We start from the raw sequence: 23,508 nt of genomic DNA, 5'->3' as shown, positions 1-23,508 counted from the left end.
CACGCCGGCACCCGACGCGGGGTGCCGGCGACGGCCGGGCCGGCGCGGGGTACGCCGCCCGGGCCGCGTACCCCGCCCGTCACCGGTAGCCGATCCGGGTCGTGTTGTCGGCGGGACCGACGTCGGGCAGGAAGTCGAACCCCTCGTCCATCGGCCGCACGTCCACCTCGGCCGTCCCCGCGCCGACGCCGGCCCCGGCGGCGGCCCGGAAGCCGAGGGTGAGCCGACGCTCCTTGCCGGTGTCCAGCCGGCTCAGGTCGCAGGTCACCGGCCGGCCCGTGGTCCCCGGGTCGTTGCGGCAGACCGCCCAGCCGGCGCCGTCGGGGCGCAGCGCCGACGGCAGGTCGAGCCGCAGCGCCACGTACGCCACCGCCGTGTCGCCGGTGTTGCGGACCACGATGGTGACGCTGCCGGTGCGGGAGCCGTCGGGCGCATCGGTGAGCACCAGGTCGGTGGCGGTGACCGCGACGTCCGCCTGGTGCGGGTTCGGCCCGAACGAGGTCGGCCCGGACACCTGCCTGAACGACTCCCCGTTCCAGCGGTAGCCCCGCCACTGTCGCTGCGACCACTCGCCCGGCCAGCCCCCGCCCGGATGGATGTCGCCGACCTGCACCCGCACCACGCCGTCGTCGCGCACGTCCACCGCGACCAGCCACTGTGGCCTGTCGATGGTGCTGGCCACCACCCGGCCGACGGTGACCACCGTCCCGCCGGCGTCGCGGTCGAAGGCGACCACCTGCTGCGGCCCGCCGGTGCCGAGCGCGCACCGCACCAGCGCCACCGTCTCCGCGGCCCCGTCGGAGTCGACGTCGCCGTGAGCGAGGGCCAGCAGGTGGTTGGTGCCCTCCCGGCCGTCGCCGGTGAGCCGCACGCCGGCTGTCGGACAGCCCGGCCCGGCGCGCCAGGCCGGCAGGGTCACCGGCGTGGCGAGCAGTTGGGAGCGGCTGATCCGGCCGTCCGGCGGGATCGGGGTGGGGCTGCCGCTGCCCGCCGACGGTGCCGGCGTGGGGCTGGCCGACCCGCTCGGCGTCGGCGACACGGTCACGCTCGGGGTGGGGTCGACCGGACCGGGGGGCGGGGCCGGCTCGTGCAGCGCCGCGTACCCGAGGGCCGGGCCGGTGAGCAGCGCGAGCGCTGCCGTGGCGGCGGCCACCAGGTGCTTGCGGCGGCGCAGTCGTACGGTCCGCCGGACGGCGGCGGGTCCGGGCGCCACGACCTCGGCCAGCAGCGTACGGCGGTAGCGGTCGAACTCCTCGCCGAGAAGGCTCGTCTCCCGCTCAGGCATCCCGCACCTCCTCGGTGGTGTCGCGCAGGTGCGCCGCCAACGCCGTCCGGCCCCGGTGCAGCCAGGACTTGACCGTCCCCTCGGCGACCCGTTCCTGGCTGGCGATCTCGGCGACCGACAGGTCGGCCAGGTAGTGCAGTACGACCGCCCGGCGCTGCTTCGCCGGCAACCGGGTCAGCGCGGCGTCCAGCGCCACCCGGTCCGGGTTCGGCCCGGCCACGTGCGTCTCGCGCTGTCGCACCAGCCACGACTGGGCGGTCCGCAGCCGTCGCCAGCGGCTGTGGCCGAGGTTCCAGGCGACCTTGCGGACCCAGGCCAGCGGGTCCTCGTAGCCGGCGACCCGGTCCCACCGCGCGTACGCCCGGCAGAATGCCTCCTGGACCAGGTCCTGGGCCTGCCCCAGGTCCCCGGTGTACGCGGTGAGCTGGACGACCAGCCCTCGGAAGTGGGCGTGGTAGAACTCGTCGAAGGTCAGTTCCGGCGGCTCGGGGCCGGGGTCCGGCGGTGGACCGCCGAGCCGCCTGTCTTTCGTCACACTCACTCGTCCTCCCCCGTGGGTGCCGGCGGTGCGTGCCCACCGGCACGGGTCACACGGCTGGACCGGGCGCGTGGTTGCGTCCGATCGACGTCGATGCCGTCGGGTCCGACAGCCGGGCCGGACGCGCACCGCCGGCCCGGTACGGCCCGTCGTCACACGGGTGAGAGCCGATGCCGGCCCGCCGGGTTGCGCCCCACGGCTGTGGTTGACTGTCCGGTGGGAGACAGGTGAGGAGGCGGTCGTGCAGTTGCCGGCAGTGCTCGGTGAGCCGATCCGGTTCGTGCTGAACTGGGGCCGCCGCTACTCGCTCTGGGTCTTCAACTTCGGTCTGGCCTGCTGCGCGATCGAGTTCATCGCCACCAGCATGGGGCGGCACGACTTCATGCGGCTGGGCGTGATCCCCTTCGCCCACGGCCCCCGGCAGGCCGACCTGATGGTGGTCTCCGGCACGGTCACCGACAAGATGGCCCCGGCGATCAAGCGTCTCTACGACCAGATGCCCGAGCCGAAGTACGTCATCTCCTTCGGCGCCTGCTCCAACTGCGGCGGCCCGTACTGGGACTCGTACTCGGTGACCAAGGGCGTCGACCAGCTCATCCCGGTCGACGTGTACGTGCCCGGCTGTCCGCCCCGGCCGGAGGCGCTGCTGCACGGCATCCTCCGCCTCCAGGAGAAGATCGCCGCCGAGCAGTCCGGCGTCGGCGGCGTGACCCGCCCCGACCCCCTGGCCTCCCCGGCCGACCCCCTGGCCTCCCCGGCCGACGCCGGGGCCCCACCGGCCGGCGGCCGGTCCTCCCGTTCGGTGGAGTCGCTGACCGCCCCACCGATGCGCCGCCCCGACTGAGTCCCGCCCCGACCGACCGAGCGCGCGTGATGGATGCGGGCCTCGGCAGGACACCGTGTCCGGGCCCCGGTTCGCGCGTGCCCTGCCCCGGCACAATCAGCCATGTTGAAGCTCGATGTTCCGGAACGCATCCATGACCGGCGCGTCCCTGTCGAGGACCCTGTGTGGGTATACCGGTCGTTCTCGCCACCGAGGCGCCAGCTCTGTCGGGGACGCCCCGGCGGGACGGGACATGGTGAGCCCCGACTGACGGCGGCGAACCGGACGGGTCACTCCTGAGTAGCTGGAGCCGGTGTCGAAGCCGACCCACCGCGGCCCGCATGGGTGGGTTCTTTGGAACGCCTGACGTGGGCCAGCACAACAAGATCGTGCTCGATCAGTGAACGCGTGGCCTTGTTGCGGCGAGGAGGCCACCCTTTCCGGGATCGAGCGTGATCTCGCACCCCTGCCCAAGCCGCAGCCCTCCTGCGACGCCACCCGCCCCGAAATTCACAGATCTTGGAAGCGGACGGCCCCTCTGGGACCCGAGAACTTCCAAGATCTACCCCCTCCCGCTCCCCCCGCGCACGATGCGCCCCTAGCGCAGCCCTCACCCCCGCGATCTTGCAGTTTCGGCCCAGGCAAAGCGGGCGAAACGCCCTTCTCGGGGGCCGCAAGTGCAAGATCGGCGCGGGTGGGCGGGCGGGGTGAGGGTGGGTGAGGGTGGGTGAGGGTGGGTCAGGTGGGTTTCCGACAGGGGACGGTTGCGGCGTTCGGCGTACGTCCGGATCTCTGCGGCGTCCCAGATGCGCCCGACGGTGAGCGTGTCGATGGGGGCCGGGAAGTCGGGCCGGTCGACCAGGATCGCGGCGCGCTGGCGTGAGACGCCCAGATAGGCGGCGACCTCGGACAGCGCTGGCTGACCGCTTCACCGGCTGGGCGCGACCCAGGGGGTAGGCGGGACGGTGGCGGGTTGGGATTAGCCTGCGGGCCATGAACCAGTCTGCGGACAAGCGTTCCGCCTTCATCATCGACGTGCTCACCGAGGAGTTCGGCGCGTCGATGGCGCTCGACCCGGTGGCCTTCCGCCGCAAGTTCCGAAAGATGGCCGCCACCCCGTTCGCCTTCTACCGGGGCAGCGCGTCGCTCTTCTACGCCGACCAGCTCGGGGACTTCGCCGACGACCGCTTCCTGGACGAGCGGACCAGCCGGGTGTGGATCCACGGCGACCTGCACGCGGAGAACTTCGGCACCTACATGAACGCCTCCGGGCAGCTGGTGTTCAACGTCAACGACTTCGACGAGGCGTACGTCGGGCCGTTCTCCTGGGACCTGAAGCGTTTCGCGGCCAGCGTGGCCCTGCTCTGCTACGCCAAGGCCCTCTCCGACCGGGTGATCAGCGACCTGGTCGACGGGTTCGCCCGGTCGTACCTGACCGAGCTGCGGGCCATCGCCGCCGGTGGGGACGACGCGATCGGCTCGATCACCCTGGACAACGCCGACGGGGTGCTGCGCCGGGTGCTCCAGCAGGCCCGGCTCAACACCCGGGTCGACCTGCTCGCCACGCAGACCACCGTCGACAACTACGAGCGGCGGTTCTCCCTCGGCGACGGCGTGTACCAGGTCGACCCGGAGACCCGGGCGAAGGTCTGCGCCGCCTTCGAGGACTACCTCGGCACGCTCCCCGAACCCACCACCCGGCTCCGTCCGGTCGCCGCCCACGTCAAGGACGTGGTGCTGCGCAAGGGCGTGGGGATCGGCTCGGCCGGGCTGCCCTCGTACAACCTGCTGCTGGAGGGGCACACCCAGGCGTTGGAGAACGACGTCGTCATCTACATGAAGCAGGCGCAGGTGCCGGCGGTGGCCCGGCACATCGACGACGAGCGGGTCCGCGGCTACTTCCGGCACCAGGGGCACCGGACGGCCGAGTCGCAGCGGGCGTTGCAGGCGCACGCCGACCCGTGGCTGGGCTTCACCGAGCTGGACGGGGCGGGCCAGCTCGTCGCGGAGGTCTCCCCGTACGCCGCCGACCTGGACTGGGCCGACGTCAACGAGCCGGAGGAACTGGCCGGGGTGCTCACCGACCTGGGCCGGGCGGTGGCCCGGATGCACTCGGTCGCCGACGACGAGTCCAGCCACGACCTGGTCGACTACTCGACCGAGGAGTCGATCGTCGCGGCGGTGGGGGACGACGTCGACGGCTTCGTCGCGCACCTGGTCGACTTCGCCCACGCGTACGGGGTGCGGGCGCGAGAGGACCACCAGCTCTTCGTCGACCTGTTCCGCAACGGCCGGCTGCCCGGGATCTGACCGGCCGGCCCGGCCCGACCGCGTCGGATCAGGCGGTGAAGTCGAGCACCACCTTGATGTCCTCGCCGCCGCCCGAGGAGTACGCCCGGGCGTACTCCGCCACCGGCACCCGGCGGGTGATCAGCGAGCCCAGCCAGGACTGGTCGGCCCGGGCGAGGGCCTCGGCGGCCTGGTCCCAGTGCCGCCGGTTGGCGTTGACCGAGCCGAAGACGACGTTGTTCTCCAGCACCAGGGCCCGGTTGAGCGCGCCCGCGTCGAAGTCGATCGTCCGGCCGCCGCTGGACACCCCGGTCAGGCAGACGATCCCGTTCGGCCCGACCTTGCACATGACGTCCAGCACCACCCCCGGCGCGCCGGTGCACTCGACCACCACGTCCGGCTCCAGGTCCAGCTCGCCCACCGTCTCCGTGTGGTACGTCGCGCCGAGCGCCCGGACCAGGTCCGGCTTCGGGCCGGTGGTGTTGCGGTCCAGTACGTGCACGGACAGCCCGCGCTGGGTGGCGAGCAGCGCCGCCAGCAGGCCGATCGGGCCGGCGCCGGTGATGAGCACGCTCTGCGGCTTCCACTCCGAGCGGGCGCCGATCCGCTCGATGTGGTCCCACGCCTTGGCCACCACGCTGGCCGGTTCCAGCAGCATGCCGACCGGGGCGAGGACCGGGTCCAGCCCCACGGCGAACTTCGGCTGCACCCGCCACCGGTCCCGGGCGAAGCCGGGCAGCGCCTTGATGCCGTGTTCGGTGTACTGCCCGTTGCGGCACATGTCCCACTCGTCCACCGAGCAGTTGGGGCAGGGCAGCGGGTCAGGATGCCGGACGATGCCGGCCACCAGATCACCGGCCTGCAGGGTGCCGGTCGGGTCCTCCAACACCCGGCCGAGGGACTCGTGGCCGAGCACTAGCCGCTGCTGCCCGGGCGGCGCCTCGCCGTAGTGCCCCTCGATGATCTCCTGGTCGGTGCCGCAGATGCCCACCGCGAGCGCCTCGACCAGGATCGCGCCCTCCTCGGCGGCGGGTTCGGGCCAGTCCTGGTCCAGGCGCAGCGAATCGGGGACCCCGGGAGCCACAGTCACAGCGCGCACGGCTTCATCTTTCCCCGCTGCGCCGCCCCGTGCCGGGCAAAGCGGCAGATGCCCGCACGGGCGGCCCGACACGGCCGGCGGCCGTCGGCCATAGGATCAGCGGCATGACTCCGGAAGAGGTCGGCCGGCGGGTGGTCGCGCTGCTCGCGCCGGTCGAGGCCACCGCGTCGGTCTCCGACGGCCGGTCGCATGCCCGCGCGACCGTCGACGTACCGCTGTCGAGCTGGGCCGACGCGCTGCGGGCGGCCCGGGACGACGCCGAGCTGGCCTGCGACTTCTTCGACTGGCTGTCGGCGGTGGACGAGCTGGCCGCCGGTTTCGACGTGGTGGTCCACCTCTGGTCCACCCGGCACCGGCACGGGGTGCTGCTGCGTACCCGGGTACCCCGCGAGACGCCCGTCGTGGCCTCCGTGGTCGACCTCTACCCCGGCGCGGCCTGGCACGAGCGGGAGACCCACGAGATGTTCGGCATCGACTTCGCCGGCCACCACGGGTTGGCTCCGCTGCTGCTGCCGCCGGAGTTCGAGGGGCACCCGCTGCGCAAGGAGTTCGTGCTCGCCTCCCGGGTGGCGAAGCCGTGGCCGGGCGCGAAGGAACCGGGCGAGTCCGAGGCCGGTGGCGGTCGTCGGGCGGTCCGCCCGCCGGGCGTGCCCGCGCCGGGGGAGTGGGGGACGACGCCCACGCCCGCCGGCGCGGCCGGGGTGGGCGAGGGACCGCGCGGGGGTACGCCGGCCCGCCCGGCCCGGGAGCGTCCGGCCCGCCCGGCCCCGGGCACGCGTCCGGCGCGTACCCCCCGGGCCGGCGCGGCCGGCGACGACCCGGCGGCGGGCCGTGGCGACGACGAGGGGGGTACGGCCTGATGCCGACCTGGTTGGAGCTGGTGATCCGGGTCGGCGGCGTGCTGGTCGCCTTCCTCACCCTGCCGCTCGTGGTCGGCCAGGCCGAGCACAAGGTGATGGCGCACATGCAGGGCCGGCTCGGCCCGATGTACGCGGGCGGCTTCCACGGCTGGGCGCAGCTCGTCGCCGACGGGATCAAGTTCGTGCAGAAGGAGGACGTCACCCCGCGTGAGGCGGACCGGGCGGTGTTCCGGCTCGCCCCGGTGGTGGCGCTCGTGCCCTACCTGCTGGTGCTGCTGGTCATCCCGCTGGGCCCGGACGACCTGGTCGGGCAGCCGCTGGACATCGGCCTCTTCTTCGTCCTCGCCGTGGTCGGGGTGGGCGTGGTGGCGGTGCTGATGTCGGCCTGGGCCTCGGCCAACAAGTACAGCCTCCTCGGCGGCCTGCGGGGTGCGGCCCAGCTGCTCGGCTACGAGCTGCCGCTGGTGCTGGCCGCCGCGTCGGTGGCGATGGCGGCCGGGACGCTCAGCCTCGGCGGCATCGTGGAGGCGTGGCGGCCGTGGTGGCTGCTCTGGCAGGCCCCCGCGATGATCGTGTTCTTCGTCGCCGGGTTGGCCGAGATCCGGCGGCCCCCGTTCGACATGCCGATCGCCGACTCCGAGCTGGTCTTCGGCTACCTGACCGAGTACACCGGCCTGCGGTTCGCGTTCTTCCTGCTCGCCGAGTACGTCGGCATCGTGGTGATCGCCGCGCTGACCACCGTGCTCTTCCTCGGTGGCTGGCAGGGCCCGTTCGCCGACGCGCAGCTCGGCTGGCTCTGGACGCTGGTGAAGGTCTTCGCGGTCTCCTTCGTGATCATCTGGCTGCGGGTGAGCTACCCCCGCCTGCGCGAGGACCAGCTCCAGCGCCTCTGCTGGCTGGTCCTTGTCCCTGTCGCCCTGGCCCAGCTCGTCCTCACCGCCGCCGTCCGCCTCGCCCTCTGATCGCCGCGATCTTGCACTTGCGGCCTCGACAAACGCGACATGTCACCCTCTTTGAGGGCCGTAAGTGCAAGATCGCCGCGCATGGGGGGGTGGGTCAGGGCCGGAGATCGCCGCGTGGGGGTGGGTCAGGGCCGGGGCGGCGGGGTGCCGTCGCCGAACGGGCGGCCGCCCAGCTCCTCCCGGCCGTGCGGGGTGAGCCAGCCCGACAGGTCGGGGCCGAGCGGCACCACGCCGGTCGGGTTGATGTCCCGGTGCACCTGGTAGTAGTGCCGCTTGATGTGGTCGAAGTCGATCGTGTCCCCGAAACCGGGGGTCTGGAACAGGTCCCGGGCGTACGCCCAGAGCACCGGCATCTCGGTCAGCTTCTGCCGGTTGCACTTGAAGTGGCCGTGGTAGACCGGGTCGAAGCGGACCAGCGTGGTGAACAGCCGCACGTCCGCCTCGGTGATCGTGTCGCCCACCAGGTAACGCTGCCCGGCCAGCCGCTCGCTCAGCCGGTCGAGCCGGTCGAAGAGCCGCCCGAACGCCTTCTCGTACGCCTCCTGGGAGCCGGCGAAACCGCACCGGTAGACGCCGTTGTTGACGTCCCGGAACACCAGGGCGTTGACCTCGTCGATCTGCGCGCGCAGGTGCTCCGGGTAGAGCTGCGGCGCACCCGGCCGGTGGTACGCCGTCCACTCGGTCGACAGGTCCAGGCTCATCTGCGCGTAGTCGTTGGTGACCACCTGCCCGGTCGGCACGTCCACCAACGCCGGCACGGTGATGCCCCGCTCGTAGCCGGGGAAGCGCCGCAGGTACGCCTCCTGGAGGCGCTCGATGCCGAGCACCGGGTCGCGCCCGCCCGGGTCCAGGTCGAACGTCCAGCTCCGGGCGTCGTGGGTGGGGCCGGCCACGGCCATCGAGATGGCGTCCTCCAGGCCGAGCAGCCGCCGGACGATGATCAGCCGGTTCGCCCACGGGCAGGCCCGGCTGACCGCGAGCCGGTACCGCCCGGGCTCCACCGGCCAGCCGTCCCGACCGTCGGCGGTGATCCGGGTGGCGATGTAGCGCTGATCGCGGGTGAACTCCCCGCCCGGCTCCACGTACTTCCCGCCTGTCGTCCCGCCCACGTCGCCCCCTCGGATCCGTCGCTCTCCGTCCTATCCTGGCCGATCACCGGCCGGTCGGCCCGGCGAGCCGGCGGAGTGAGTGGGGCGGGCGACAGAGTGTCGGGCGGGCGGCGGAGGGCCAGACCGGTCAGCGGTGGCGTGGCGTGAGCCGGCTGATCGACAGGTTGACCGGGAAGGGCTCCCCGGTGTCCACGAACTTGGCCCACCGGCCCGTCTCGGTGTAGACCTCGTCCACCGGGTCGATCTTGTAGGTGTGCACCACCGGCGTACCGTCCTCGACCTCGATCCGCCAGTGGAAGGGGATGCCGGCCTGCGCGTACAGTGCCGGCTTCAGCACCCGGTCGATCGAGCGGGTGCTGGGGGAGACGATCTCGACGGCCAGCACCACCTCGTGCGGCTCGTACCTCGACGGCTCCCGGGCCGCGGCGACCGACGTGGTCACCAGCACGTCAGGGAAGAAGGAACGGGTGCGGTTGATCCGCACCTCGACGGCCTGGGTCACGTCGTACTCGTCGGGGCAGACCTCTTCCAGAGCGACCATGAGACGCCCGGCGATGGTCTGGTGCACACGAGTGGGGGAGGGGGACACGATCAGCACTCCATCGAGAAGTTCGCGGCGGCGGCCGTCCTCGGGCAGCGCGTCCAGATCGTCGGTCGTCCACCCGCCCTCGGGCGGATAGTCGCTCTGCAGCGCGGCGGTCATCGGTCGGTCCTTTCCGGTGCGTCGTCCTCCCCACCGGTCACCGTACCGCCGGGAAGAGCCGGGTGGTGGTCGCGCTCGCCGGGGGCACAGGGCAGGATGAGCGGCATGAGCGAGCGCAGCGAGCGAATCGGCCGGCTCGGCGCGGAAGGGCCGCCCGGCGTCGGCGAGCGAAGCGGGGCGACGGCGTGAGCGAGCGCAGCGGCATTCCCGGCGAAGGGCTGGTGAAGGGGCTGGCGGTCACGCTCAAAACGATGACCCGCCGTTCGACCACCCAGCAGTATCCGGACGTCGCCCCCGAGCTGCCGCCCCGGTCCCGGGGCGTGATCGCGCTGCTGGCCGAGAACTGCACGGTCTGCATGCTCTGCGCCCGCGAGTGCCCGGACTGGTGCATCTACATCGACTCGCACAAGGAAGAGGTGGCGGTGCCCGGCGCCGCCCGCCCCCGCCAGCGCAACGTGCTCGACAAGTTCGACATCGACTTCTCGCTCTGCATGTACTGCGGCATCTGCGTCGAGGTCTGCCCGTTCGACGCGCTCTACTGGTCGCCGGAGTTCGAGTACGCCGAGTACGACATCAAGGACCTGCTGCACGACAAGGACCACCTGGGCGAGTGGATGGCCACCGTCCCGCCGCCGCCGGCGCACGACCGCAACGGCGAGCCGGCGAAGGAGGAGGCCACCGCCGCGCGCAAGGCCGCCGCCCCGTCCAGCTCCGCCGCCCGCCCCACCGTGGTACGCCCCGAGCCCGGCCCCGCCCCCGACGGGGGTACGCCAGCATGACCGGTGCGGACGTGCTGCTGCTCGCCCTCGGCGCGGTGGCGGTCGGGGCGGGTGTGCTCGTGGTCGCCACCCGGCACCTGGTCCGGGCCGGCCTCTACCTGGTCGTCTGCCTGGGCGCGCTGGCCGGCGACTACCTGGTGCTCACCGCCGAGCTGGTCGCCTGGGTGCAGGTGCTGATCTACGTGGGCGCGGTGGTGGTGCTGCTGCTCTTCGCGGTGATGCTGACCCGCGCCCCGATCGGCGCCTCCGACGACCTGGACCGTCCCGGCTGGCCGGCCGCGCTGATCGGCGGGGGCGCCGGGCTGGGCCTGACCGTGCTGCTGGTGGACGCCTTCCGCTGGACCCGGGTGGAGCTGCCGGCGGCGGGCACCGCCGAGCGCCTCGGCGAGCAGGTCTTCCGCTCCTGGGTGCTGCCGTTCGAGGTGCTCTCGGTGCTGCTGCTGGCCGCCCTGGTCGGCGCGATCGTGCTGTCCCGCCCCGACATCGGCCGCCGCCCCGACACGGCGTCCACGGACGAGGGTGGTCGCGCGTGAGACCGGTCATCCCGTACGTCACCGCCGCGCTCCTGTTCGGCCTCGGCGTCTACGGCGTGCTGCGCCGGCGTAACGCCGTACTGGTGCTGATGGCGGTCGAGTTGATGCTCAACGCGGTCAACCTGATCCTGGTCACCGCCGACACCACGGCGAAGGCGGCCCTGCCACACGGCGGGCAGGTCTTCGCGCTCTTCGTGATCGTGCTCGCCGCCGCCGAGATCGGTGTCGGCCTGGCCATCGTGCTCCAGCTCTACCGGCTGCGGGCCAGCGTCGCGGTGGACGAGGTGCCGCTGACCGAGCCGCCGGTGCCGGTGCCGGCCACCACCGTGGTCGAGCGGCCGGCCACCACGGTCGGCGTCGACCGGCCGTCGGCCGGCTCGGGTGTGGACGGACCGGAGGGGGAGAGGTGACCGGGCTGCTCGGGGCCGCGCTGCCGGCCGTACCCCTGGTGGCGGGCCTGACCGGGTTGCTGCTGCCACCGTCGCCGAAGGGTGCGACCACCGGGGAGGACCGGGCACGTCGGGCGGCGACCGTCCTCGGGGTGGCCGGCGCGGCCGGCGCGCTGCTGATCGCGGTGCTCCTGCTCGTCCGGGTCGGCGACCCGGTGGAGACCTCCACCACCTGGATCGACCTCGGCGGCCTGCGGGTCACCCTGGGCGTCCGGCTGGACGGCGCCGCCGCGCTGGTCGCGGTGGCGGTCGCGGCGGTCGCCCTGGCCGTGCAGGTCTACTCCACCGCCTACCTGCGGCGCGGCCCGCACGATGACGTCGAGGTGGACCACCGCTACCCGCCCTACGCGGCGCAGATCAGCCTCTTCACCGCCGCGATGCTGGTGGTGGTGGTCGCCGGTGACCTGGTCATGCTGCTGGTCGGCTGGGAGGTGATGGGGCTCTGCTCCTACCTGCTCATCGCCCACGACCGGCGGCTGCCCGAGGCCCCGGCCGCCGCGATGAAGGCGTTCCTGGTCACCCGGGTGGGTGACGTCGGCTTCCTGCTCGGCATCGCGCTGCTCGGCGTCTCGGCGGGCAGTTTCTCCATCGCCGACGTGCTCGCCCACGACCACTCGACGGGCACCCTCACCGCCGCCTGCCTGCTGCTGCTCGCCGGGGTGGCCGGCAAGAGCGCCCAGTTCCCGCTGCACACCTGGCTGCCCGACGCGATGGCCGGCCCCACCCCGATCTCGGCGCTGATCCACGCGGCCACCATGGTCGCCGCCGGCGTGTACGCGGTGACCCGGCTCTGGCCGCTCTTCGTCGCGACCCCGGCCGTGCTGGCGGTGCTCGGCGTGCTGGCGTCGGTCACCCTGCTGCTCGGCGCGTTCGCGGCCACCGCCCAGGACGACCTGAAGCGGGTGCTCGCCTGGTCGACGGTCTCCCAGCTCGGCTACATGACCGGGGCGCTGGCGGTCGGCGCGCCTGCCGCCGCGCTGTTCCACCTGCTCACCCACGCCGCCTTCAAGGCGTTGCTCTTCCTCGCGGCCGGGGCGGTGATCCACGCGGTGGGCACCACGCTGATGTCCCGGATGGGCGGGTTGCGCCGCGACATGCCGGTCACCTTCTGGTGCACGGTGATCGGGCTCGGCGCGCTGGCCGGGGTGCCGCCGCTGTCCGGCTTCTGGAGCAAGGACGGCGTGCTCGCGGTCGCCCAGGCGGCGGCGCTGGACGGCGCCGGTCCCGCGCCCGCCTGGGTGGGCTGGCTGGTCTGGCTGGCCGGGCTGCTCGGCGTGGTGGTCACCGCCTGGTACGCCACCCGGCTGCTGCTGCGTACCTTCCTCGGGGAACGCCGGATGCCGCTGCTGCATCCGCACGACCCGCCGGCCGCCATGCGGTGGCCGGTGCTGCTGCTCGCCGTGCCGGCCGCGCTGCTCGGCCTGGCCGGCTTCACCCAGTTCTTCGCGCACCGGCTGTTCCTCCCGACGGCGCCCGCCCCCGGGGAGCAGGTGCTCGTCCACCTCGGTCCGGCGCTGCTGCTGCCGACCGTGCTGCTGCTCGCCGGGGCCGCGCTGGCCTGGACCGGCTGGCGTCGGAACCCGGCCGCCGACCCGGCCCGCGCGCTGGGTCCGCTCCGCCCGGTCTTCACCACCGCGTTCCGCCTCGACGACGTGCAGCAGGCCCTGGTCGTGCACCCCACGATCGATCTGGCCTGGGTGGCGCAGGTGGGCGACGAGATGGTGGTCGCCGGCGTGGTGAAGGGCGTCGGCCGGGGCACGGTCGGCCTTGGTGGCGTGCTGGCCGCGCTGCACCGCGCGGCGCTGCCCCGCGCGGCGGCAGCGGTGCTGGCCGGCGCGCTGCTGGTCGGGCTGGCCGCGGTCCTGCTGATCGGAGGGGCACCGTGAGCGCGAGGAGTGAGCCGGTGTTGCGAGCCCCGCAGTCGCGAATTGAGGTGGCGGCGGTGAGCGCGAGGAGTGAGCCGGTGTTGCGAGCCCCGCAGTCGCGAGCTGAGGTGGCGGCGGTGAGCGCGAGGAGTGAGCCGGTGTTGCGAGCCCCGCAGTCACGAACCGAGGAGATGTCGTGAGGCTCGGGGAGTTCCTGCTGGTCGCGGTGCTGGCCCTGCCGGCGCTGGGGGCCGTCGCGGTGGCGGCCACGCCCCGGGACCGGGCCGCCCGGGTGGTCGGCACGGTCGTCGCCGGGCTGACCCTGGTCGGTGCCGCGCTGCTGGTGCTCGGCGACCACGGCTGGTTCGGGTACGGCCCGGCCCCCGCGGTGCAGCCGTGGCACCGGCTCGACGTGCCCTGGGTGCCCGGCCTGGACCTGCGCTTCCACCTCGGGGTGGACGGGATCTCCTGGCCGCTGGTGGTGCTCACCGCGCTGCTCACCCTGCTCTGCTGCGGCTACACGCTCTGGCGGGTGCCGGCCGGCGGCAGCGGGCGGGCGCTGGTGGCGCTGCTGCTGGTGGTCGAGGTGGGCATCCTCGGCACCTTCCTCGCCCTGGACCTGGTCCTGTTCTTCGTGTTCTTCGAGGTCGTCCTGCTGCCGATGTACGCGATCATCGCCGGATGGGGCGGCGAGGACCGGCGGCGGGCGGCCCGTAAGTTCGCCCTCTACACGCTCTTCGGCTCGGTGCTGCTGCTGGTCGGCGTCTACGTGGTGGTCGCCGCGGCCGGCACCGCCGACGTCGTCGCCCTGACCGGTGGGGCCGGGCTGTCCCGGGGCACCCAGTTGGCCGCGTTCACCCTGCTGGCGCTCGCCTTCGCGGTGAAGAGCCCGCTCTGGCCGCTGCACTCGTGGCTGCCCGACGCGCACAGCCAGGCGCCCACCGTCGGCAGCGTGATCCTCGCCGGGGTGCTGCTCAAGATGGGCACGTACGGCCTGGTGCGGATCGCGGTCGGGGTGGCTCCCGAGGGCGCCCGGTGGGCCGCCCCGGTGCTCGGTGTGCTCGCCGTCGCCGCGATCCTGGTCGGCTCCCTGGTCTGCCTGATGCAGTCCGACCTGAAGCGGCTCATCGCGTACTCCAGCGTCGGGCACATGGGCTTCGTGCTGCTCGGGGTGGCCACGCTGACCGCCACCGGCATCCAGGCGGCGCTGATCGGCAACATCGCGCACGGCGTGATCACCGGCCTGCTCTTCTTCCTCGCCGGGGCGGTCAAGGACCGTACGCACGCCGGCTCGCTGACGGAGTTGTCCGGGCTGCGGGAGACCGCCCCCCGGCTCGCCGGGCTGCTCGGCTTCGCGGCGGTCGCCTCGCTCGGGCTGCCCGGACTCGCCGGCTTCTGGGGTGAGGCGTTCGCCGTCGTCGCGGCCGTGCAACGGGGCGGTGGACTGTGGACCACGCTGGCGGTGCTGGCCGCGATCGGCGGGGCGCTGACCGCGGCGTACTTCCTCCGGCTGTTGCGACTGCTCACCCACGGCCGGCCCAGCCCGGCGGTGGCCCGGCTCACGCCCGGCCTGGCCGGGGCGGAGCTGACCGCCTGGGCGCCGCTGGTGCTGCTCGCCCTCGCGGTGGGGCTGGCCCCGACGCTGGTGCTCGGCCTGGCCGCCGAACCGGTGGACGCGCTGGTGGGGGTGCTGCGGTGATGGCGCGGAGTGCGGTCCCGGACGAGCGTGGGTGGGGCGAGGTGGCGGGATGAGCGTGGTGCAGAGCGTCGACAACGTGGCGCTGCTGCCGGCGTACCTGGCTGCCGGCACGGCCGTGCTGGTGCTCCTGGCCGACCTGCTGCTGGCCCGGGCCGGCGCGACGGCGGCGGTGGCCGCCGTGGGCGCGGTCGCCACGGCGGTCGGTGCGGCGGTGGTGGGTGCGGGCCAGACCCGGCGGACGTTCTGCGTGGGTGCCGACTGCTCCTGGATCATGGACGGGCGCGCCGCCCTCGTCGCCGCCGTCTTCGCGCTGCTCGCCCTCGGGGTGCTCGGGCTCTCCGGGCCACTGCTGCGCAGCGGGCCGACCCCGGCGGGGGAGTACTGCTTCCTGCTCGCCTGTTCGATGACCGGCGGCGTGGTGCTCGGCGCGGCCGGTGACCTGATCACCCTGATCGTCGCCCTGGAGACCCTCACCCTCCCGCTGTACGTCCTGGTCGGGCTGCGTCGGGGCAGTCTGGCCAGCGCCGAGGCGGCGGTCACCTTCTTCGTGGTGAGCGTGGTGGCGACCACACTCACCCTGCTCGGCGCGGCCCTGCTGTACGCGGTCACCGGCGGCCTGCACCTGGGCCGGCTCGGCGTACTCCTCGGTGACGGGCGTGACCTGCCGCTCACCACCGCCGCGATCGCGCTGGTGGTGGTCGGGATCGCCTTCAAGGTGGCGGCGGTGCCGCTGCACGCCTGGGCTCCGGCGACCTACGACGGCGCACCCCTGCCGGTGGCGGCGTACCTCTCCACCGCCTCGAAGCTCGGCGGTGTGGTGGCTCTGCTCGCCGTGGTGCAGCGGGCGCTGCCGGCCGACGTCACCGGCCCGGTGCTCGCCCTGCTGGCCGTGCTCACCATGACCGTCGGCAACCTGGTGGCGCTGCGCCAGCGGCGTACCGTCCGACTGCTGGCCTGGTCGTCGGTGGCCCAGGCCGGCTACATCCTGGCCCCGCTGGGCGCGCTGGCGCTGGCCGCCGGCCGTACCGGTGAAGCCCCGGCGACCGCGTACGCCGCCGCCGTCGCGTACGCGGTCTTCTTCGTGGTGCTGGAGCTGGCCGCCTTCGCGGCGCTGGTGGCGCTGCGCCCGGCCGGTGGGGACGGCGGCAGCGTCGACGAGCTGGGCGGGGCGGCCCGCCGGCATCCGTGGGTCGGGGCGGCGTTCGCGCTGGCGCTGATCGGGCTGGCCGGGCTGCCACCGGGCCTGGCCGGGCTCTTCGCCAAGGTGACCGTGGTCCGGTCACTGCTGGACGGCGGCGCGGGTTGGCTGGCCCTGGTGGTGGCGGTCAACGCCGTGGTCGGGCTCGCCTACTACCTGCGCCTCGCCGCCACTCTCTACGCCGTCGACCCCGCACCCGTCTCCGGTGCCCCGGTCGGCCGCCCGGCCTGGACCGTGGGCGTGGCGCTCGCCCTCGCCACCGCCGTCGCCGTGGTGCTCGGCTTCGCCCCGCAGCTCGTCCTCGACCTCGCCGCGCGCTGACCCGCCCGATCCGCCGCGCGCTTCGCTGCTGATCGAGGCAGCGGAACGGTGCATCCCGGGGTGTTCCGGGCGGGGGACGCCGGTGCCGTGCGGTATCGGCGGCAGATCACGGGGAGTGACGCCGTGATCTGCCGCAGTCGGATGAACCCGAGGTCGGGGTCGGTTTGCAGCGGGCGCTCAGCATGCTCCAGGCAACTCTCAGTCATGAGCAGGATGGTTGTGGGGTACCGGTGTTGTTGTACCGGTCGGCGGGCCCCGCGTGGCCCGCGCACCGAAGGAGCGATCGTGCATCACAACCGTCTGAAGACCGCAGCGCTGCTCGGCCTGTTGACCTCGCTGATCCTCGTGGTCGGCTACTGGTTCGGCGGCAGCGGCGGCCTCGTCATCGCCGTCGTCGTCTCGTTGCTGATGAACGGCGTGACCTACTTCTACTCCGACAAGCTCGCGCTGCGCTCGATGCGGGCGCAACCGGTCAGCGAGGTGGAGTTCCCCGAGCTGTACCGGATGGTGCGTGAGCTGGCCACCGAGGCGCGGCAGCCGATGCCCCGCCTGTACGTCAGTCCGACCTCGCAGCCCAACGCGTTCGCCACCGGGCGCAACCCGCAGCACGCGGCGGTCTGCGTGACCCGGGGGATCACCGAGATCCTCGACTACCGTGAGCTGCGCGGCGTGATCGGGCACGAGCTGTCGCACGTCTACAACCGGGACATTCTCATCTCCAGCGTGGCGGCCGGCCTGGCCGGCATCATCACCATGCTGGCCAACCTCGCCTGGTTCATCCCGCTGGGCGGTGGCGACGACGAGGACGCCCCGAACCCGGCCGTGCTGCTGCTCACCCTGATCCTCGGCCCGATCGCCGCCACCGTGATCCAACTGGCGATCAGCCGGAGCCGGGAGTTCCAGGCGGACGCCTCCGGGGCGCGGCTCACCCGCGACCCGCTGGCCCTGGCCAGCGCCCTCCGGAAGATCCACATGGGGACCCGGACGCGTCCGCTGCCCGCCCAGGGCCAGCTGACCAGCACCGCCCACCTGATGATCGACAACCCGTTCAAGCGGGGCGGCGGCATCGCCGCGCTCTTCTCCACCCACCCGCGGATGGAGGAGCGGGTCGCCCGGCTGGAGCAGATGGCGGCCAGCAGCGGTCCGGTGCAGTTCCAACGCTGAGGCCCCCGTACCACCCGGGTCCGCCCGTGTCCGGTCCGCCGGACCCGGGTGGACCTTCGCGTACGGGTGGCGTGGCGTCGTCGCGCGCGTCATATCCGCTTTCCGCCGGACCGGCCCGGCGTTAGGGTCGGCACGGCTCCCACCCGTTACATCTCCAGGAGGTCGACCGTGGCCGCTCTGCGCCAGTACCTGGGCGTCTGGCGGATTCCCGGGGCGCCGATGCTGCTGATCCTCGGCATCATCGGGCGACTCGGGATCGGCATGACGCCGCTGGCGCTGCTGCTGGTCGTGGAGGGGGTGACCGGCCGGTACTCGCTCGCCGCGGTGGCCGGCGGCATCTACGCCCTCTCCGGCGCCGCGCTCAGCCCGGTCGCCGGGCGGATCGCCGACCGGATCGGCCCCACCCCGGTGCTGCTGGCCACCGCCGTCGCCCACCCGCTCGCCCTGTTCGGGCTGCTCTGGGCGAGCCGGTCCGAGGCGGGCAGTCTCGCCCTGATCTACCTCGTCGCCGGGCTGGCCGGGGCCACGTACCCGCCGCTGACCGCCGCGATCCGGGGTGCCTGGAACGACCTCACCGGCCCGGCCTCCGGCCGCTACCGGCTGCGCAACACCGCGCTCGCCGCCGAGACCTCGCTCTTCGAGGTCGTCTTCGTGCTCGGCCCACTGCTGGTGGCCGGCTTCGTGCTGGTCGCCGACGCCGCCGCCGCGCTGGTCGGGGCTGCCGTGGTGACCCTGGTCGGCACCGGTGCGGTGGCGCTCGGCAAGGTCATGCGCGGCTGGCGGCCGCACCCCCACGAGCACCACGCCAAGGGGCTCGGCCCGCTGCGCGTCGAGGGCTTCCCCGCCCTGCTGGTCTGCGTCGCCAGCCTCGGCATCGCATTCGGCGCGGCCGGGGTGATCGTGCCGGCCTACGCCGGCAACCAGTCCACCGGCGACCCGGAAGGGCTCGCTGGGCTGCTGCTCGCCGTCTGGGGCGTCGGCAGCGCAGCCGGGGGCTTCTGGTTCGGCGTACGCAAGCCGTCGGCCAACATGGCCCGCCAGTTCTCCTGGCTGCTCGGTGCGGTCGCCGGCAGCTTCGCGCTCTTCGCGGTGATGCCGACCCCGCTGGCGCTCGGTGTCGCGCTGGTGGTCGGCGGAGCCACCATCGCGCCCGCGCTCACCCTGGAGAACACCCTGGTCGGGCGGATCGCCCCGGCCAGCATGCTGAACGAGGCGTACACCTGGGTGGTCACCATGTCGGTGGCGGCGAGCGCCGCGGGCGGCGCGGTGGCCGGGCTGATCGTCGACCAGGCCGGCGGCGTGCCCTGGGCGTTCCTCTTCGCCGGGGCCGCGGTCGCCGTCGGGGCGGCGGTCGCCGGGATGCCCGCCGGCCCCGTCGCCCGCGCCGAGGCGAGAGCGGTACGCGCCGAGCAGCCCGCCCCGGTCTGACCGGGCTGCCGGCGGCGAGGTGTGCCGGGCAGGGCGACGGGTACGTCATCGGTCATGTTCGTCTTCTTCTCGAACCGGCTGGGGTGCCTGGGTTCGATCCTGATCAGCGCGATCCTGACCGTGGTGCTGATCCTGATCTTCTCGCGCTGACCGGGCAGCTCTTCTCGCGCCGGGGGCTCTTTCCGCTAGCCGGTGCAGCAGCCGTCGCCGCCGCACGCCTCTGTCTCGCCGGTGGCGGCGCTCGCGGGCAGCGGGGCGCAATCCTCGCAGTGCTCGCCGCGCCAGGCCTCCACACCTTCCTTGACCGCGACCCCGGCGATGACGAGCCCGGCGACCGGATCCGCCCACGACCAGCCCCAGAGAGCGTTCAGCACCAGGCCGACGAGCAGCACCGCGGACAGGTAGGTGCACAGCATCGTCTGGGTGGAGTCGGCCATGACCGTGGCCGATCCGAGCTCCCGACCGGTGCGCCGCTTGGCGCGGACGAGCAGCGGCATCACGAGCAGCGACGCCACGGCCAGGCCGATGCCGACCGGGCTGGCGTCGGCGTCGCCCCCGGTGAACAGTGCGCGGAGGGCGTCGACGGTCACCCAGGCGGCCAGGGCGAAGAACGACGCGCCGATCAGCCGCAGCGCCAGCCGCTCGCGATCCTCGGGCACCCGGGAGCGGAACTGCCAGATGAGCACGGCGGCACTGGACACCTCGACGAACGAGTCCAGGCCGAAGCCGATCAGGGCGGTGGAGGAGGCCGCCGTGCCGGCGACGATCGCGACCAGGCCCTCCAGCAGGTTGTAGCCGGCGGTGGCGTAGGCCAGCCACAGGCTGCGCCGGGACAGCGCCGCCCGACGCTCGGGCGTCAGCAGAGAGGCGCTCACGCGCTCGCCCCCGCCCCGGCGCCGGTCGGTGCCCCGTAGACCGGGCAGAGGACGACCGCCTCGCCGGTCGCGGCGAGGACCTGCTCCGCCGAGCGCAGCAGGTCCAGCAGCTCCGGCCGGGTCAGCGCGTAGAACGACTGGCGGCCCTCGGCCCGGTAGTCGATCAGGTCGCAGTCGCGCAGACACGCCAGGTGCTTCGACACGGTCGACTGGGCCAGGCCCAGCTCGCCGGTCAGGTCGACCACCCGTGCCTCACCGGACGCCAGCCGGCGCAGGATCGCCAACCGGGTCGGATCACCGAGGGACCGGAACAACGCTGCGGCGGGCTCCAGTGCTGGGGAAGAGTTCATCGCCACACCGTGATGATAACGCTGATTGGCGATGGTCGGTCGTGGAGGTGACGGTCCAGGGCCGGGGCGCCGTCCCCGGAACCGGATCAGTTCTGTCGGCGGCGCTGGTGTGACAGGTTGGTGTGGTGGTGGCCGCCCGGGTGGCTGTCGGGGTCCGTGTGCACGGTGGCGGTCATCAGCCGCGGTACGGCGTGGGTGAGCTGGTGTTCGGCGTCGGCGGCGATCTCGTGTGCGGCGACGAGGCTGAGGTGGGAGTCCACGACCAGGTCGGCTTCGGCGTGCAGCCGGTGGCCGATCCAGCGGAGGCGCACGGCGGATACGTCCTGGACGCCGTGCACGGCCCGGAGGGTGGTCTCGGCCCGGTCGACGAGGTCGGGGTCGACGGCGTCCATGAGTCGCCGGTAGACCTCGCGGGCGGCGTCCTTGAGGACGAAGGTGATGGCGGCGGCGATGACCAGGCCGATGACGGGGTCGGCCCAGCGCCAGCCGAGCGCGGCGCCGCCGGCGGCGGCGAGGACGGCGAGTGAGGTGTAGCCGTCGGTACGAGCATGCAGGCCGTCGGCGACGAGGGCGGCAGAGCCGATGCGCCGGCCGACCCGGATGCGGTACCGGGCGACCAGCTCGTTGCCGATGAACCCGACGATGCCGGCGGCGGCGACCCAGGGCACGTGGGTCATCTCGGCGGGGTGCAGTAGCCGGGTGACGGCGGTCCAGGCGGCGGCGACGGCTGAGGCGGCGATGACCACGACGATGACGATGCCGGCGAGGTCTTCGGCCCGGCCGTAGCCGTAGGTGTAGGCGCGGGTGGCGGCGCGTCGGACGAGGAGGAAGGCGATCCCCAGCGGTACGGCGGTCAGGGCGTCGGCGACGTTGTGCAGCGTGTCGCCGAGCAGCGCGACGGAGCCGGACAGCGCGACGATGACCGCTTGGGCAACGGCTGTGATCCCGAGGCCGATCAGCGAGATCCACAGTGCGCGAAGGCCGTCCCGGGAGGACTCCAGCGCCGGGTCGGTCTTCGCGCGGGAGTCGTGGGAGTGCAGGACGACGGCATGGGTCAGTCGGCGCCACCAGCCGTGGTGATCGTGCGAGTGGCCGTGATCATGACCGTGCTCGTGGTCCTGCACCGTTCCCCCAGGTCTGTCGGTCGCACCGAGGATCTCTGCCCGTGACAGCGGCGATAATATGTGCTCATGTACGCACGCGACAACGTTGCAGATGCCAGTGACCTGCAACAACGCCTCCCTGGCGGGCAGCAGGTCGAGGCAGCCACGGACATGTTGCGCATGCTGGCCGACCCCACCCGGCTACGACTCATGTCGCTGCTCAGTGAGGGCGAGTACGACGTGACCGCGCTCGTGGCGGCAGTGGGGATGGCACGGCCGGCGGTGTCGCAGCACCTGGGCAAGCTGCGGCTGGCCGGGTTGGTCAGCGTCCGTCGGGAGGGTCGCCGAGCGCTCTACCAGGCCAGAGGCGGGCATGTGCGCCGGCTCGTGACCGAGGTGCTGCACGCGGCGTCGCACCAGGTGACCGGTGCCCCGGAGCACGACTGAGCGGCGCTCTACTCGACGGGCTTGGAGCGGGGGTCGGCGAACCAGTCGCGGGTGAACTGGCGGACCGCATCGACATCGACGGGGCCAGGATCGACGCCGCCACCGCGCCGGCAGCCATCGTGCGCGCGCTGCGGTTCGTGGGTGGTTGCCCAGGGTCATCCCGTCTGCCACCGACCCGGGCGAGCCGAGCAGACCACCGCCCGATCCGCCAGCGTCCGTACGAGGCGTCAAGGTCCGCTTGACGTGGCGGGCCGGGCGGCCCGCTCCCCAGACGGGCGGGTCGGCGGCAGGCGGGATGGCAACGGCGCGTGATCCCTGGGCGCAAGGTCAAGAACGGTGCTAGCCCGACGGCGACCATCGGGAACTGCCACGTACGGTAACTGCCGCGGCGCTCGCAACCGAATGGCAGCTTCGCCGAGTAGCGATCACGGCCCTCCAATCAGTCCTTCGCCGGCCTCGACCGCTCACGACGCATCACCGGCCGCAAGTCCCGCATCAAGCGCGGCCAGGAAATCCAGCAACTGACGCCGTGCGGCATCGTCGGGCGTGCGGAAGTTCAGAAATGTCGATGCGAGGCAGTGTGAACGGTCCTCTACCATCTCGATCAGCTCGGCAAGTTGAAGCCGAGCCTCGACCACCGCGACAGACCCCACCCGACGGCACCACGCCTCGATAAGGGCGGAGTCAGTGGAGACGGCGTCGATTCCGCAGCAACCGAGGACGCACTCGGTCTCGCAGAAAATGATGCACTTGCTCAGGGGCGATGGTATTTCGACCGACACGTCCGCCATTGCCGCTCCTTCTGCTGAGCCGGCCGCAACCGGTGACGGGTAGCCGATGCTAGCGCCGTCAGCGGACCGCACTCCTGCGAATTTGGCGGCCACCAGCGCTGCGTTTCCGGGGGCCAGGGGTCGACGAGGGCCAGGCCGTCGGAGGCCGATCGTGGGCGACCAATGACGACCATTGGTACGACGTCTGCCCAGGTGGCAAGGCGTGGCCGGTCCGACCACCAGACCGGCTGGACCCTCCTTACCGGTAGTTGGTGAACTGGAGGGCGATGCCGAAGTCTTCGCCCTTGAGTAGGGCGATGACGGCCTGGAGGTCGTCCTTCTTCTTGCCGGTGACCCGCAGCTGGTCGCCCTGGATCTGCGCCTGGACGCCCTTCGGTCCCTCGTCGCGGATCTTCTTGCTGATCGCCTTGGCCTTGTCCGAGTCGATGCCCTGGATCACCTTCGCGTCGATCTTGAAGATCTTGCCGGAGGGGCGAGGGTCGCCGGCGTCCAACGACTTCAGCGAGATGTTCCGCTTCACCAGCTTCTCCTTGAAGACCTCCAGGGCGGCCCGGACCCGCTCCTCGGTCTCCGCCTGGAGGCCGATCGCCTCCTCGCCCGACCAAGAGATCTCCGCGCCGGTGCCGCGGAAGTCGAACCTCGTCGCGAGCTCCTTCTCCGCCTGGCGGAGGGCGTTGTCGACCTCCTGGCGGTCGACCTTGCTCACGATGTCGAACGACGGGTTCGCTGCCATGCTCATGCTCCTGCTGTCTGGCGGTCTGTGCTGGTATGTCCCCCGCTGGCCAGCGGTGCGACCCCCTGACGGTACCCGCTTGCGGTGACCCCGGGGACAACCGCT

At 73.0% G+C, this 23,508-nt stretch carries 23 protein-coding genes; 13 read left to right on the top strand and 10 right to left on the bottom strand.

The window, feature by feature from the left end:
* Window positions 1-79 precede the first annotated feature (79 nt).
* Window positions 80-1,285 carry a hypothetical protein gene (locus tag GA0070560_RS02100; RefSeq protein ID WP_091290445.1) on the bottom strand — a complete coding sequence of 402 codons (1,206 nt, stop codon included), beginning with the start codon at window positions 1,283-1,285 and terminating at the stop codon, window positions 80-82.
* Complete coding sequence (locus GA0070560_RS02095) at window positions 1,278-1,826, bottom strand: SigE family RNA polymerase sigma factor (RefSeq protein ID WP_091290442.1); 549 nt, start codon at window positions 1,824-1,826, stop codon at window positions 1,278-1,280. Before GA0070560_RS02095 ends, GA0070560_RS02100 begins: the two co-directional genes overlap by 8 nt.
* 238 nt (window positions 1,827-2,064) lie before the next feature.
* Here GA0070560_RS02095 and GA0070560_RS02090 point away from each other — a divergent pair, with 238 nt between their 5' ends.
* Window positions 2,065-2,667 carry an NADH-quinone oxidoreductase subunit B gene (locus GA0070560_RS02090; RefSeq protein WP_091290440.1) on the top strand — a complete coding sequence of 201 codons (603 nt, stop codon included), beginning with the start codon at window positions 2,065-2,067 and terminating at the stop codon, window positions 2,665-2,667.
* Between the two features lie 972 nt (window positions 2,668-3,639).
* A complete protein-coding gene (locus GA0070560_RS02080; protein ID WP_091290437.1) occupies window positions 3,640-4,956 on the top strand; it encodes a DUF2252 domain-containing protein in 1,317 nt (438 codons plus the stop codon).
* Window positions 4,957-4,984: 28 nt separating this feature from the next.
* Here GA0070560_RS02080 and GA0070560_RS02075 read toward each other — a convergent pair whose 3' ends face one another.
* Window positions 4,985-6,034 carry a glucose 1-dehydrogenase gene (locus GA0070560_RS02075; protein ID WP_091290435.1) on the bottom strand — a complete coding sequence of 350 codons (1,050 nt, stop codon included), beginning with the start codon at window positions 6,032-6,034 and terminating at the stop codon, window positions 4,985-4,987.
* A 104-nt stretch (window positions 6,035-6,138) separates the two neighbouring features.
* Between GA0070560_RS02075 and GA0070560_RS02070 the strand changes: the two genes are divergently transcribed.
* Both GA0070560_RS02070 and nuoH read left to right on the top strand, forming a co-directional pair.
* Window positions 6,139-6,894: an NADH-quinone oxidoreductase subunit C gene (locus tag GA0070560_RS02070; RefSeq protein WP_091290433.1), complete on the top strand. Its 756-nt coding sequence runs from the start codon at window positions 6,139-6,141 to the stop codon at window positions 6,892-6,894.
* Window positions 6,894-7,856, top strand: coding sequence for an NADH-quinone oxidoreductase subunit NuoH (gene nuoH / locus GA0070560_RS02065; RefSeq protein WP_091290430.1), 963 nt, complete (start codon window positions 6,894-6,896; stop codon window positions 7,854-7,856). The genes GA0070560_RS02070 and nuoH overlap by 1 nt, the downstream gene beginning before the upstream one ends.
* Before the next feature lie 125 nt (window positions 7,857-7,981).
* Here nuoH and GA0070560_RS02060 read toward each other — a convergent pair whose 3' ends face one another.
* Window positions 7,982-8,980 carry a glutathione S-transferase family protein gene (locus GA0070560_RS02060; RefSeq protein WP_091290428.1) on the bottom strand — a complete coding sequence of 333 codons (999 nt, stop codon included), beginning with the start codon at window positions 8,978-8,980 and terminating at the stop codon, window positions 7,982-7,984.
* A 112-nt stretch (window positions 8,981-9,092) separates the two neighbouring features.
* On the bottom strand, window positions 9,093-9,668 hold the full coding sequence (locus GA0070560_RS02055; RefSeq protein ID WP_091290425.1) for a Uma2 family endonuclease: 576 nt from the start codon (window positions 9,666-9,668) through the stop codon (window positions 9,093-9,095).
* Window positions 9,669-9,853: 185 nt separating this feature from the next.
* Between GA0070560_RS02055 and GA0070560_RS02050 the strand changes: the two genes are divergently transcribed.
* The 8 genes from GA0070560_RS02050 (at window position 9,854) to GA0070560_RS02015 (ending at window position 19,104) form a co-directional block, all read left to right on the top strand.
* Window positions 9,854-10,447, top strand: coding sequence for a NuoI/complex I 23 kDa subunit family protein (locus GA0070560_RS02050; protein ID WP_091290422.1), 594 nt, complete (start codon window positions 9,854-9,856; stop codon window positions 10,445-10,447).
* Complete coding sequence (locus tag GA0070560_RS02045; RefSeq protein WP_091290420.1) at window positions 10,444-10,980, top strand: NADH-quinone oxidoreductase subunit J family protein; 537 nt, start codon at window positions 10,444-10,446, stop codon at window positions 10,978-10,980. The genes GA0070560_RS02050 and GA0070560_RS02045 overlap by 4 nt, the downstream gene beginning before the upstream one ends.
* On the top strand, window positions 10,977-11,390 hold the full coding sequence (nuoK, locus tag GA0070560_RS02040; protein WP_245675311.1) for an NADH-quinone oxidoreductase subunit NuoK: 414 nt from the start codon (window positions 10,977-10,979) through the stop codon (window positions 11,388-11,390). The genes GA0070560_RS02045 and nuoK overlap by 4 nt, the downstream gene beginning before the upstream one ends.
* Complete coding sequence (locus tag GA0070560_RS02035) at window positions 11,387-13,315, top strand: NADH-quinone oxidoreductase subunit 5 family protein (RefSeq protein ID WP_091290417.1); 1,929 nt, start codon at window positions 11,387-11,389, stop codon at window positions 13,313-13,315. The genes nuoK and GA0070560_RS02035 overlap by 4 nt, the downstream gene beginning before the upstream one ends.
* 175 nt (window positions 13,316-13,490) lie before the next feature.
* Window positions 13,491-14,993 (top strand): complex I subunit 4 family protein, encoded by a 1,503-nt coding sequence (locus GA0070560_RS02030; protein ID WP_091290414.1) that lies wholly within the window; start codon window positions 13,491-13,493, stop codon window positions 14,991-14,993.
* 49 nt (window positions 14,994-15,042) lie between these two features.
* Complete coding sequence (locus tag GA0070560_RS02025; protein WP_091290412.1) at window positions 15,043-16,512, top strand: NADH-quinone oxidoreductase subunit N; 1,470 nt, start codon at window positions 15,043-15,045, stop codon at window positions 16,510-16,512.
* A gap of 285 nt (window positions 16,513-16,797) precedes the next feature.
* On the top strand, window positions 16,798-17,676 hold the full coding sequence (gene htpX / locus GA0070560_RS02020) for a zinc metalloprotease HtpX (protein ID WP_091290410.1): 879 nt from the start codon (window positions 16,798-16,800) through the stop codon (window positions 17,674-17,676).
* A 168-nt stretch (window positions 17,677-17,844) separates the two neighbouring features.
* Window positions 17,845-19,104 (top strand): MFS transporter, encoded by a 1,260-nt coding sequence (locus tag GA0070560_RS02015; protein ID WP_091290407.1) that lies wholly within the window; start codon window positions 17,845-17,847, stop codon window positions 19,102-19,104.
* A 185-nt stretch (window positions 19,105-19,289) separates the two neighbouring features.
* Here GA0070560_RS02015 and GA0070560_RS02010 read toward each other — a convergent pair whose 3' ends face one another.
* From GA0070560_RS02010 to GA0070560_RS02000, 3 genes are all read right to left on the bottom strand, one after another.
* Window positions 19,290-19,979 carry a cation diffusion facilitator family transporter gene (locus GA0070560_RS02010; protein ID WP_091290404.1) on the bottom strand — a complete coding sequence of 230 codons (690 nt, stop codon included), beginning with the start codon at window positions 19,977-19,979 and terminating at the stop codon, window positions 19,290-19,292.
* The gene (locus tag GA0070560_RS02005; protein WP_425412590.1) at window positions 19,976-20,329 is read right to left on the bottom strand and encodes an ArsR/SmtB family transcription factor; all 354 of its coding nucleotides are present in this window, start codon (window positions 20,327-20,329) and stop codon (window positions 19,976-19,978) included. Before GA0070560_RS02005 ends, GA0070560_RS02010 begins: the two co-directional genes overlap by 4 nt.
* An 86-nt stretch (window positions 20,330-20,415) precedes the next feature.
* Entirely contained in the window at window positions 20,416-21,453 is a 1,038-nt protein-coding gene (locus GA0070560_RS02000; RefSeq protein ID WP_211565726.1) for a cation diffusion facilitator family transporter, read from the bottom strand.
* A 150-nt stretch (window positions 21,454-21,603) separates the two neighbouring features.
* Between GA0070560_RS02000 and GA0070560_RS01995 the strand changes: the two genes are divergently transcribed.
* Complete coding sequence (locus GA0070560_RS01995; protein WP_245675310.1) at window positions 21,604-21,879, top strand: ArsR/SmtB family transcription factor; 276 nt, start codon at window positions 21,604-21,606, stop codon at window positions 21,877-21,879.
* A gap of 464 nt (window positions 21,880-22,343) precedes the next feature.
* Here the strand turns inward: GA0070560_RS01995 and GA0070560_RS01990 are convergent, their stop codons facing one another.
* Window positions 22,344-22,670 (bottom strand): DUF6331 family protein, encoded by a 327-nt coding sequence (locus tag GA0070560_RS01990; RefSeq protein ID WP_091290398.1) that lies wholly within the window; start codon window positions 22,668-22,670, stop codon window positions 22,344-22,346.
* 238 nt (window positions 22,671-22,908) lie between these two features.
* Window positions 22,909-23,403 (bottom strand): YajQ family cyclic di-GMP-binding protein, encoded by a 495-nt coding sequence (locus GA0070560_RS01985; protein ID WP_170839240.1) that lies wholly within the window; start codon window positions 23,401-23,403, stop codon window positions 22,909-22,911.
* Window positions 23,404-23,508 lie beyond the last annotated feature (105 nt).

The sequence above is a fragment of the Micromonospora halophytica genome (assembly GCF_900090245.1).
GTDB classification, from domain to species: Bacteria; Actinomycetota; Actinomycetes; order Mycobacteriales; family Micromonosporaceae; genus Micromonospora; species Micromonospora halophytica.
This window is presented reverse-complemented; position numbering and strand designations above follow the sequence as displayed.